Origin of the sequence: Staphylococcus sp. 2S1 (assembly GCF_046721335.1) — a bacterium.
Classification (GTDB): Bacteria; Bacillota; Bacilli; order Staphylococcales; family Staphylococcaceae; genus Staphylococcus; species Staphylococcus equorum_A.
This window is the reverse complement of record NZ_JBEUUJ010000003.1, coordinates 1,186,095-1,198,074: the sequence shown is the minus strand read 5'-3', so window position 1 is coordinate 1,198,074 and position 11,980 is coordinate 1,186,095. Positions and strand designations below refer to the sequence as shown.

The window sequence follows — 11,980 nt, the reverse complement described above, 5'->3', positions numbered from 1 at the left end:
TAAAGTTATATTGTATTTTTCAAAGTATGATACATTTCTTCTGCATAATCATCTAATGCTTCTTTTGACATTTGAAGGCGTTTTTTAGATGAGCCATATCCAATTTCATTCTTTCCTTGAACTAAACCATCAAAAATTTCATTAATAAAATCTACAGGATCCGCACCAGAAGTATGAATATTCTCCCCGCCTAAATCAGTATTTAATGCGGGAGGAATAACCTCATAAACACTTGTATTTGTGTTCGACAATTGATGTCTTAAACTAACTGTAAATGAATGTACTGCGGCTTTGGTCGCTGAATAGATTGGCGCAATTGCCATAGGTGAGAAAGCAAGTCCCGAAGAAACATTAATTATATTTGAATTTGTTGTTTTATCAGAAAAGTATTGGCTAAATAATGTTGAAAGTTGAACCGTTGCTTCAAAATTGGATTTTATTTCTGTATTTAAGTTCTCCCAATTCGTTGTAGCATTGGTTTTTAAAATATCAAAACGGTTTTGGATACCGAGCATTATTTACGAGTACGTTAATATCCGAATAATTTTGAATTACCCAATGATATAAATCCAAACGTTCTTCAGCACTAGATATATCACATTTCTTCGTTGTTATTTCTGGAAATTGTTCTTGAATACTTTTTAATTTTTCAGTATTACGTCCACATATAATAATTTTATTATCATTTTCATAAAACTTTTTAGTGAACTGAAGTCCTATACCAGAAGCACCACCAGTGATAAGTATTGTATTATTCTTTATATCCATTTTGCACACTCCTCTACATAAGTTTAATCAGTGTAGTCGTTTTTTTAGCATACGTCTAACAATAAAGTTTGTTTAGGAAAATGCGAAAATATCATATTCTATCGTATCTAAATGGAGACAAAAATAAGCTTTCTAAGTATGGCTGACATCATATATTGAAAAACAGACAAAACAATTTGAATGACTAGATATATAAAACATAAAAGGCGCTTCTTTTAAAAAAGAAGCGCCTCAGAACGTAGACAAACCATTTGCTGTAAAGGCATTTGGTTTATTTTTTTATAAATATAGCGTAATTTTAAAAATAAAAAGTGGTCTTTCAGACCATTTCTGGCCCTTTTATGAGCCACATTGCCATTTTCTTAAGATTCATGGCAAGCACAAATCAGCGTGGTATCCATGGAAACTTTTTTTATACCTCTATATCGTGTCCATCTCATACCATGTTGCTCTTTTGCATCTCCAAATCTTCTTTCAATTGTTTGGCTTCGCAATTTATATTGAGTTTTTATAGTATCAACAAATCTCAAATCTTCAACTATATCTAAATCATTTTGCCATACGTGTCGTCTTATTTGTTTGATAGCATCTTTACTCTCTGTACATTGATTTAACAAAGGACAATGACGGCATTTATTAGGATTGGATACATACAATCTGTGACCTGTTGGCATTGTTCGTTTAAATATCAATGTTTCATCGTTAGGACAAATATAATTATCATAGTATTCATCGTAGATGAAATCCTTAGTTCTAAAATAACCTGGTTTTCCTTTATCGTGTAAGGCATTGCTGGGATAATCGTTTTTTCAAGTAAGTAATGCGCGTTAAAAGGTGTTTTATATCCAGAATCAACAGCTAATGTGATTGGCAACATATTTTTCACTTCTAATCTTTCAATCATTGTTTTGAGTTGTGTACTATCATGAACATTACCAGGTGTCACGTGTTTATCGATGATAAAGCCGTTTCTATCTACGCAAGCATGTAAGCTATAAGCAAATTGTTTTTCGCGTTCTCCTTTTACATAGTAACCAGAGTCTGGATCAGTCGTACTTACTTTTTTACTTTTGTATTCCTCCTTCTTTTTCTTTTTTATAGGCTTTTTTCCTTGAGATAATCTTTGTTCATTAATTTCATTATCTAATTCTTCTTGGAAATGAAGTGAATCTTTTTTCACTAATTCAGTTATATATTTATTTTTATTTGCGTTTGCCTTTATATGTGTTGAATCAATGAATAAAGATGAATGATCTATTAAATTATTTTTGATTGCGATTTTAAGAATTCTTTCAAATATTTGTTCAAATAAATCTGTATCATGAAAACGACGTGTATAGTTTTTACTAAATGTACCGAAATGAGGTACTTTATCTAAAAAGCTATAACCTAAATACCAACGGTAAGCTACGTTCGTTTCTATTTCTTTTATCGTTTGTCTCATTGACTTTATTCCAAATAATCTTTGAATAAGTAATATCTTAACTAAAATTACAGGATCAATTGATGGTCTTCCATTATCAAGACAATATTTGTCTTCGACAAGTTCATAAATGAAATTTAAATCCAATATACTATCTACTCTACGTAATAAGTGATTACTAGGAACTAATTCCGATATTGAAATCATTTCATATTGATCTCTTTTATCGATTGATTTATTCAACATTACAAACACCACCACTGTTTAATTTAAATATATTATATTATTTTTGTTTAAAAAATGGCAGTAATTTGTGCCGACTCCTGCGGGAAAAGCACTAGCCGAAGACTACAGGCTGAGGCTGTGCCCGCGGAAAGCGTGCACAAAAAAGTGCCAACAAAGTCGGAGACTTTGTCGACACTCTGAGGCGCTTCTTTTAAAAAAGAAGCGCCTTTTGATTAGCTATTAATATCTTGGTACTACGACTCTCCAACCTTGTGGGTCTTCAAGTTTACCGCTTTGGATACCAGTGTAGTTGTTATATAAGTCTTGCGTGATTTTACCAGTTTCATTGTTATTAATCACAATTTCAGTTTCGCCATATTTCAATTGGCCTACTGGAGAAATAACTGCCGCAGTACCTGTACCGAATACTTCAGTTAATTCACCTTTATTATGTGATTCAATCAATTCATCAATCGATACACGACGTTCTTCAACTTCATAGCCTAAATTGCCGGCTAATTCAATGACTGTTTTACGTGTGATACCAGGTAAAATACTACCGTTTAATTCTGGCGTTACAAGTTTGCCATTCTCTACGAAGAAGATGTTCATACTACCTACTTCTTCTACATATTTTTGCTCTACACCATCTAACCAAAGTACTTGGTCGTAACCTTGTGCAGAAGCATTTGTTTGTGCTAATAAACTTGCCGCATAGTTACCTGCAACTTTAGCGTGACCTACGCCACCGCGAACAGCACGTACATATTCATCTTCTACATAAATCTTAGTTGGGCTTAATGACTCGCCACCATAATAAGAACCTGATGGTGATAAAATGATAAGTAATTTATAAGAGTATGAAGGACGTACGCCTAATATGCCTTCAGTCGCGAAAACGTACGGGCGTATGTAAAGTGATTGGCCTTCACCCTCTGGTACCCAGTCACGTTCGATATCTACTAATTGTTTTAGACCTTCTAAAACAACTTCTTCATCAACTTTCGGCATATCTAAACGTGATAAAGAGTCATTAATACGTTTAAAGTTCTCAGACGGACGGAATAAATCAACTTCGCCATCATGTTTATATGCTTTTAAGCCTTCAAATACAGCTTGCCCATAATGAAGTGCTTGAGTCAGCTGGAGAAAGTTCAATTGGACCATAAGGCACAATCTTTAAATCATGCCATCCTTGATCAATATCGTAGTCGAAACTTAACATATAATCTGTGAAGTATTTTCCAAAACCTAAACCATTTGGATCCGGTTTTTCTTTAAGTGTTTCTCGTTGTACAAATTCAATTTTTTCTGACATGATTTTTTCCTCCTAATGCTATTTCCTAAAGTATTACTTTAAATTATACCAATCCACAGGGCACTGTTCAATAATTTTCAAATAATTTAAAATATACTAAAAATGCACACGATTTATTTTCAAAAGTATTTTGTGATTAATAATATCTCAACTTGTCTATAAAACACCCGCATATCAACAATACCTATGCACATATTGATAAATGGTTTGTTATTTTTGGTTTTAAAAATGGCAGAGATTTGGGCCAACCCTAACTCGTTAAGAGCCAAATACTACAGGATGAAGCTGTGCCGTGGAAAGTGCACAAAAAATGTCAACAAAGCCTGAGACTTTGTTGACACTCTGAGCCCCACTACTGTATGAATGAGGGCTTTAGGTTAGATTATCTTACTGTTTCTTTATCTTCGATAGCCTTTAACATCGTTTGAGTCATTTTAGTTAAATCATATTGCGGATTAAATCCCCATTCTGCGCGTGCACAGCTAACATCTATACTGTTTGGCCAACTATTAGCGATAGACTGTCTTACTGGATCCACATCATATTCCAATTGGAACTCTGGATAAAATTCTTGAATCGCTTCTTTTACCATTTCTGGTTCAATACTCATTGCACTTAAATTATATGCATTACGATTAATTAATTTAACACCGTCCGCTTCCATAAGTTGAATGATGGCATCTATTGCATCTTCCATATACATCATATCCATATATGTGTCTTTTTCGATAAAGCTAGTATAATGACCTTCTCTCACAGCTTTAAAATAAATATCTACCGCATAGTCTGTCGTACCGCCACCTGGTTCTTTTATATGGGAAACTAAACCTGGGAATCTAACACTGCGTGTGTCGACACCAAATTTGTCGAAATAATACTGACATAATAACTCGCCGGCAACTTTATTAACTCCATACATAGATGTTGGTCGTTGAATCGTTACTTGCGGTGTATTTACTTTAGGTGTTGAAGGTCCAAATGCGCCAATTGAACTTGGTGTAAAGAATTGTAATTTGTATTCACGTGCTGTTTCTAAAGCGTTCATTAAACCACCCATATTTAAATCCCAAGCAAATAATGGATTCTTTTCAGCAACGCCTGACAATAATGCCGCCATATGCATCATTGTATCTGGCTTAAATGTCTCAACTAACTCAGACATACGCGCTTTATCAGTAACATCTAATATTTCAAACGGCCCATCTACAATCGCTGAATCTGTTTCTGGTTGTTTAATATCTGTAGCTAAAACATTATCATTTCCATATAACATTCTACATTTTACTACGAGTTCAGTTCCAATTTGTCCTAAAGCACCTGTAATCATAATTTTTTTCATATTTCTATCTCCCCTTGTGCATTACAGAAACTGTAATGTTTTTCTCGTGCGTACACAGTCCTTATTTTCAACTAAATTATACAATAAAAGCGCTTTATTGTATACATTGAGTGTACACTTTTTATATATTTTATTTTGTTAAATTTAAAAATACGCTTATTTCAAGGTCGTAAAAGCGCATACCCTTTAGAATTAAATTATTTCAAATGTAAAAACCCCCTTGCTAACATTAATAGCGAGGGGGTTAGTGCATCAATGTACAAAACTTTTGCCAATATCGTTTTAATCACTTTAGCAATGAAAATAAAAGCGTCTTATAAACTATATTATTAGATTATATAAATTTTATAATTAAGTTCCGTACATTAGCTATGCAAACATAGTATTTAGTATCTTGTTAATATAGATGCCTCGGTCCCTATACACCTTCACAAAATTTACTTCAATAACAAGTACTTTAATGTATATTTTGAACAATAACTGATATTATTAACAAATAAATATGCAGTGAGAGGGATGACATAATGACTTATTTAATCATTATTTTATTCGCTGTTTTAATCATGTCATTAGTTTTAAGTTATTTTTTTAAAAGAAAGTAAAGCTGAAATTGACCAAAGTAAACAAGCGAAACGTAGTGAAAACGAAAGAATAGGTGTAAAACAACAGTCACATAAAGTATTAACCTTAGGCATCGTGTTACTTGTTTTCAGTGTTCTCGTTTTAATAGGTATTATTTGGATTCTAATAGCAATGTAGGTTCATTTATCTAAACTTGAAATGATTTGAATATCCAAATATATTTAAAAGACGACCTTTTGTTTATAAGATCGTCTTTTTTGTATGCAATAAATAGCTCTTTTTACTTTTCATTTTCTAGCTTTAATTGCGCTTCAATAGTTTCATTCTTACTATCAAAATCATAATCTTGAGAATTTAGCGGTTTTCCTGTTTCTGCAATACTTTTTATACTTTCCATATGGAATTGCCAACCCGCAAAATCTAAGATGATGTGCGGAAATTCAAATGGTAAATATTCAATAAATGTAAGTTCCGTTTGCTGATTCTTTCTATTTAATTCAAACTTCACAGTACCAATGTCCCATGTAAAGCCAACAACCTTATTTTCTTCAAAATGTGTGATTGTCATTTCTAAATCATCTTCTTCCTCTAAATGAAAATACATTTTGCCATGCACTTCACGTGTTTCAAATGACAGTTGCGGAAACCATTGCTGTATGCCTTCAGTAGTACTCAGATAATTAAATATTGCTTCCTTATCTGCATCTATATTTATTTTCAATGTTTGATAAACTCCTTGTCCATCTTTTGAATACTGTGCTTCCATGTTTAAAGTTCCCCTCTCAATTTAAAAACCATTTAAGAAAACTGAAATTTGTAATCCTCCATGATAATTTATCTATGTTTATTTAATACATTTTACCCTTTTCCGTTATAAAATATTACTAATTTACATATATTTATTATATGTCTTAACAAAATTTAATATGGGTAAGAAAAACTGAAATGGCGCTATCCATGACCATTTAATTATCTGCAACAGCAAATTTAATTTACCTATGTTTTTCTCTTCAATCCCTTATTAGACGCATCTTTTGCGTTTTCAAATTTCTCATTATTTTAAATTTTTCAATTTTTTTGTATAAATGTTTGTAAATCGCTCTCTATTTATATACACTTAGTGAAATACTGGTGAGAGTATGTACTCTATTTTCAACTTATTCAGTAAAAGAAAGTTAGGTGTATATGGAAAAAGATAAGAAAAAGATGTTGAACAAAATGGTAAAACCTTTCGCAAAAACAAACTACACGAAAAGTACAATACAAATTATAAATACATTACTTCCCCTTATTGCAATTTTAGTAGTAAGTGGACTTTTATATAATGTGCATTGGTCATTAGCAATTATTAGTAGTATATTCGCATCAATATTTTTAATTAGAACTTTCATCATTTTTCACGATGCTTGTCATGGATCATATTTAAAAAAACAAAAGCACAATGATTTACTCGGAAACGTAACTGGTTTCCTTACACTCTTCCCTTATAGAAAATGGCGTAGAGAACATTTAATTCACCATGCTTGGTAGTGGTAATCTAGAAAAACGTGGTATCGGTGATATCTGGGTTATGACGGTAGAAGAATATACAGAAGCATCTAAATTCCAACGTTTAACGTATAGAATTTATCGTAATCCACTTGTCATGTTTGTATTAGGACCGTTTTTCTTAGTATTTATTTCTAATCGATTTAATTCAAAAGACGCTAAAAAGAAAGAACGCATCAACACTTGGATGAACAATATTTTATTATTAGTCGTATACGGTGGTCTAATTTATCTATTAGGCGTAGGTCATTTCTTTGCAGTATTTGCACCAATGATCTTCATTGCCGGCATGTTAGGTATTTGGTTGTTTTACATCCAACATACATTTGAAGATTCTTATTTCGAAGAAGCTTCTGAATGGGACTATGTAAAAGCGACCATCGATGGTAGTTCATACTATAAATTACCAAAAGTTCTACATTGGGTTACAGGAAACATAGGTTATCATCATGTACATCATTTGAATCCTAGAATTCCAAACTACTCTTTAGAGGAAACTCATGAAACTGTTACACCACTGCATCATGCAACATCTATTACGCTTAGAGAAAGTCTGACATCGTTAAAATTCAAATTATATGATAAAAGTCATAAACGCTTTATCACTTTCAAAGAATTTTCACTTAGAAATAAACAACCATCATAAACATTTAATATTCAAATAAACAATAAAGGAGAAATGCTTGTTAACCCAAGCACTTCTCCTTTTCTTATTTTGAAGCTTCATTTTTGGTTAACTCATGCTATATTTAATCTTTTTAATGTCCTCTGGTGTTGTTTGACAACAGCCCCCTATAATTTGAACACCTTCCACTAACCACTTCGGAACTTGTTCAATAATTTCATCACTGTTAGCATTATTTTCCCATTCTTTGCTATCCGCATTATAATGAGAACCTCCATTAGGATACAGCGCAATTGTCTGACTCAAACTAGCTAATCCTTTGTCCAATGATCGATTGATTCCTTTAACTGAAGAACAATTAATACCAAAAATAGGAATAATAGATTGCATATCTTTTATATAATCAATCAGCTGCTCAAAATCTGTTCCATCTGATAAATTTCCTGTGTCATCGACAGTTACAGAGAGCCAAAATGTTTGCTCCTCTGTATAACTCGGTATAATATTTTCTACAATTGCTTGAATCTCTTCAAAATTAGGAACAGTTTCAAACACAAAATCATTTATTCCTCTTGAAATCAAAGCGTTTATACGTTGTTCATGAAATTTAAAATAGGCTTCTCGGCTTATTTCATAATCCCCTGTATATTCAGAGCCATCGCTTAAATATGCACCATATGGACCTAAACTACCTACAATCACTTGATTATTATTTGTTGCATCCATAACTTGCTCTACCGCTACTGTAAAAAGGCCATCAATTTCCTCATCCCGCATTCCTATATCTTTAAATGTTTGGTAACTTGCTTGATATGTACTTGTTAAAATAATGTCGGCACCCGCATGTGTAAAATCTTGATGTGCTTGCTTTATTTTAGTTGGTTGATGTCTCAGTACTTCACTAGACCATAACGAAGAATTCAAATTACAACCAGCTTGTTCTAATGTAGTTGCTAGTCCGCCATCTAAGACAATTGGAGATTGTGTTTTTACTTTTTCTAACAGTCTCATCTATACTCCTCTTTTCTTATTAAATTTAATAAAGTAATAAATTAACGCAATCGCCGCAAATGGTAGCCCGAAATAAAGTGCAGGTGCTTGATTAGAATCAAAAAGCATTCCAACACAAGAAACTAAGCATAATATAAATCCAATAATTGGAATCGATTGATGTACTTTTAAGCTTTGGTCAATTTTTTTAGCATTAAAATATGCAATACAGATACTCATCCACACGATAACAACTGCTAAACCAGCAATTGAAACTAGGATTACATATAATGAATCTGCTGCATATACGCTAGAAAATAAAGCCAATAACCCACCGATCATGCTAAATAATGTTGCATTCACTGGCATATGATGTTTATTTAGCTTTCCAAACCATTTAGGAAATACACCTTCATTCGATAAACTCCAAATCATTCTACTCGCAACATATAACCCTGAATTAGCTGCAGATAACAAAGCTGTTATAATCACTAAATTCATAATGTCACTCGCATAAGGGATTCCCATTTTCTGAAAAATAACAACAAATGGACTTTCTAATGACTTCCCTTGATAGCTCGGTATTAAAATAGAAATAATAACCATTGTACCTATAAAAAAGACAATAAGACGCCATAACGTTGCTCTAATCGCTTTGGGTATTACTTTTTCAGGATTCTCTGTTTCACCAGCGACAATGCCGATTAATTCAGTGCCACTAAATGCATAATTCACAGCTAGCATTGTTAAAAACACAGAACCTATCCCATTAGGAAAAGTAGGATTCGTATATCTATGTGCAATTGTGTTTAAACCTTCATAACCATCGTAGTGAATAAATCCGATAATTACTAAAAGACCTAAAATTATAAATACGATAATCGCAATAACTTTTACTAAAGAAAAATAAAATTCAACTTCTGCGTAAAACCGTGTCGATATGACATTAAATAATAAAATTAATATAATTGCAATCGTAGCAAAAATATAAACGGGAATTTCAGGCATCCATTTCTGCATCAAAATACCCACAGCTGTAAATTCAGAACCTAATGCTACAGTCCAAGTTAACCAATAAAACCATGCTACGATATATCCAACAGATGGATGAATGTAAAGACTTGCATATGTATGAAATCCGCCTGTAACAGGATGTTTGATTGCTAATTGACCTAGACATAACATAACGAGATAAACTAAAATCGAACCAATTAAATAAGATAGTACCGTTCCAAATGGACCTGCTTGTTGCAAAGTATATCCAGAACTTAAAAATAATCCTGTTCCAATAACACCACCAAAGCTAAGTAACATAAGATGACGTTGTTTCATTGCACGTTTAAATGATGGTTGTTCCATTAATGTTCTCCTTATCTTCAAGTTCTACTCATTTTAAATATAATTATTCATTCTATTGATTTCTGAAAATTTAGTCAATACGTTTTTTCTCAATTCATTGCTATTTCATACATTGACTTTAATTATTCTTTAGTTTTTAAAAAGAATTTTGCCTAATTATTCACTGAATTTTCAAACTTTTGTAAAAATTCAATCTCTAGTATTGATTTTCAGTCGTAAAGTCTATAACATTTATAGATAAGTAAGTATAAATATTATAAGTAATAGATAGAGGGGAAAATATAATGACAGAACATAACGACTTAGTGAAATCTACCCAAGAAATTACAAAAGAAGCATTACATAAATTAGGCTTTGACGATGGTATGTATGATTTAATCAAAGAGCCTTTAAGAATACTAGAAGTCCGTATACCCGTCCGCATGGATGATGGCACTGTTAAAACTTTTACCGGTTACCGTGCACAACATAATCATTCTGTTGGTCCTACCAAAGGTGGCGTACGTTTCCACCCTGATGTAAATAAAGAAGAAGTTAAGGCACTTGCAATGTGGATGACGATGAAATGTGGTATTACGAACTTACCATTTGGTGGCGGTAAAGGCGGTGTCATCTGTGACCCACGTCAAATGAGTAATCAAGAACTTGAAAGTCTATCTCGTGGTTTTGTTAGAGCTATATCACAATTCGTAGGTCCTGCGAGTGATATCCCAAGCACCAGATGTTTATACAAATCCACAAATCATGTCTTGGATGATGGATGAGTATAGTAAAATTAATCGCTCTAACGCTTTTGCATTCATCACTGGTAAACCACTCTCTTTAGGTGGTTCAGAAGGTCGTAATCGTGCCACTGCGCTTGGTGCTGTGATTACTATTGAAGAAGCGACAAAACGTAGAAACATTGATATCAAAGGTTCTCGTGTTGCGATTCAAGGGTTTGGTAACGCCGGTAGTTTTATTGCCAAAATTCTACATGACATGGGTGCAAAAATTGTAGCTATTTCTGAAAGTTATGGTGCTTTACACGATCCAGATGGTTTAGATGTGGACGAGCTTGTAGAGCTTAAAGAAAAACATGGCCGTGTTACACACTTATTTGAGGGCGTAATCCCTAATAAAGCATTATTTGAAGTCGACTGCGATATTCTTATCCCAGTCGCATTATCAAATCAAATTACTGAAGACAATGCACATGACATTAAAGCAAGCATCGTTGCAGAAGCGACGAACGGTCCTACGACAAAAGAAGCGACACGTATATTAACAGAACGCGGTGTCTTACTTATACCTGATGTACTTGCGAGTGTTGGTGGTGTAACTGTTTCTTACTTCGAGTGGGTACAAAATAATCAAGGTTATTATTGGTCTGAAGAAGAAATAAACAGTCTACTCCGCGAAAAAATGGTAGAAGCATTCAATAAAATCTATGACTTAGCTGAAAGTAGAAAATTGGATATGCGTTTAGCTGCCTATGTTGTAGGTATCAAACGTACAGCTGAAGCTACACGTTTCCGTGGTTGGGCATAAATTTTCACAATATATCAATGTGATCAGCATTGTCTTTTCAAAAGCTACACCTTCATTGGTGTGGCTTTTTATTATTATATTTATCTATACAGCTTTCAAAAAAATTCATCCCCTTTTATCCAACCTTTCTTCTTTATAATCTAATAAAAATTTATAAATGACTCTCTAATTCATATATATTTTCAATTAGTAAATTATTAAATTTTCTGATTTATTTGAAAAATAAAAAAATACTCTATATAATTATTTACAATAAAGGGGAGGATATAAATT

The 11,980-nt window shown here is 32.8% G+C and carries 6 protein-coding genes and 4 pseudogenes; 2 read left to right on the top strand and 8 right to left on the bottom strand.

Features of this window, described 5'->3' with window-relative positions:
• Positions 1 to 5: 5 nt before the first annotated feature.
• From ABLV90_RS06260 to ABLV90_RS06235, 6 genes and pseudogenes are all read right to left on the bottom strand, one after another.
• A pseudogene (locus tag ABLV90_RS06260) lies at positions 6 to 768 on the bottom strand (SDR family oxidoreductase).
• Positions 769 to 1,130: 362 nt separating this feature from the next.
• Positions 1,131 to 1,460 carry a transposase gene (locus ABLV90_RS06255; protein WP_460872359.1) on the bottom strand — a complete coding sequence of 110 codons (330 nt, stop codon included), beginning with the start codon at positions 1,458 to 1,460 and terminating at the stop codon, positions 1,131 to 1,133.
• Positions 1,457 to 2,437 (bottom strand): IS1182 family transposase, encoded by a 981-nt coding sequence (locus ABLV90_RS06250; RefSeq protein ID WP_460872358.1) that lies wholly within the window; start codon positions 2,435 to 2,437, stop codon positions 1,457 to 1,459. The genes ABLV90_RS06255 and ABLV90_RS06250 overlap by 4 nt, the downstream gene beginning before the upstream one ends.
• 219 nt (positions 2,438 to 2,656) lie before the next feature.
• Positions 2,657 to 3,734, bottom strand: a pseudogene (locus ABLV90_RS06245) (branched-chain amino acid aminotransferase).
• A gap of 382 nt (positions 3,735 to 4,116) precedes the next feature.
• Positions 4,117 to 5,073: an NAD-dependent epimerase/dehydratase family protein gene (locus tag ABLV90_RS06240; RefSeq protein WP_069816931.1), complete on the bottom strand. Its 957-nt coding sequence runs from the start codon at positions 5,071 to 5,073 to the stop codon at positions 4,117 to 4,119.
• A gap of 862 nt (positions 5,074 to 5,935) precedes the next feature.
• The gene (locus ABLV90_RS06235; RefSeq protein WP_069832574.1) at positions 5,936 to 6,421 is read right to left on the bottom strand and encodes an SRPBCC domain-containing protein; all 486 of its coding nucleotides are present in this window, start codon (positions 6,419 to 6,421) and stop codon (positions 5,936 to 5,938) included.
• 419 nt (positions 6,422 to 6,840) lie between these two features.
• On the opposite strand from ABLV90_RS06235, the pseudogene ABLV90_RS06230 reads away from it, so the two are divergent.
• Positions 6,841 to 7,849 (top strand): annotated as a pseudogene (locus ABLV90_RS06230) (fatty acid desaturase).
• A gap of 87 nt (positions 7,850 to 7,936) precedes the next feature.
• Here ABLV90_RS06230 and mmuM read toward each other — a convergent pair.
• Together mmuM and ABLV90_RS06220 are read right to left on the bottom strand one after the other, a co-directional pair.
• Positions 7,937 to 8,839, bottom strand: coding sequence for a homocysteine S-methyltransferase (gene mmuM / locus ABLV90_RS06225; RefSeq protein WP_460872357.1), 903 nt, complete (start codon positions 8,837 to 8,839; stop codon positions 7,937 to 7,939).
• Complete coding sequence (locus tag ABLV90_RS06220; protein ID WP_460872356.1) at positions 8,840 to 10,177, bottom strand: amino acid permease; 1,338 nt, start codon at positions 10,175 to 10,177, stop codon at positions 8,840 to 8,842.
• Between the two features lie 284 nt (positions 10,178 to 10,461).
• On the opposite strand from ABLV90_RS06220, the pseudogene ABLV90_RS06215 reads away from it, so the two are divergent.
• Positions 10,462 to 11,707: pseudogene (locus ABLV90_RS06215) on the top strand (Glu/Leu/Phe/Val family dehydrogenase).
• Positions 11,708 to 11,980 lie beyond the last annotated feature (273 nt).

Bases quoted from the DNA above. Each gene is read 5' to 3' on its own strand.
- ABLV90_RS06250 (WP_460872358.1), bottom strand. From the start codon at position 2,437: ATGTTGAATAAATCAATCGATAAAAGAGATCAATATGAAATGATTTCA.
- ABLV90_RS06240 (WP_069816931.1), bottom strand. From the start codon at position 5,073: ATGAAAAAAATTATGATTACAGGTGCTTTAGGACAAATTGGAACTGAA.
- ABLV90_RS06235 (WP_069832574.1), bottom strand. From the start codon at position 6,421: ATGGAAGCACAGTATTCAAAAGATGGACAAGGAGTTTATCAAACATTG.
- mmuM (WP_460872357.1), bottom strand. From the start codon at position 8,839: ATGAGACTGTTAGAAAAAGTAAAAACACAATCTCCAATTGTCTTAGAT.
- ABLV90_RS06220 (WP_460872356.1), bottom strand. From the start codon at position 10,177: ATGGAACAACCATCATTTAAACGTGCAATGAAACAACGTCATCTTATG.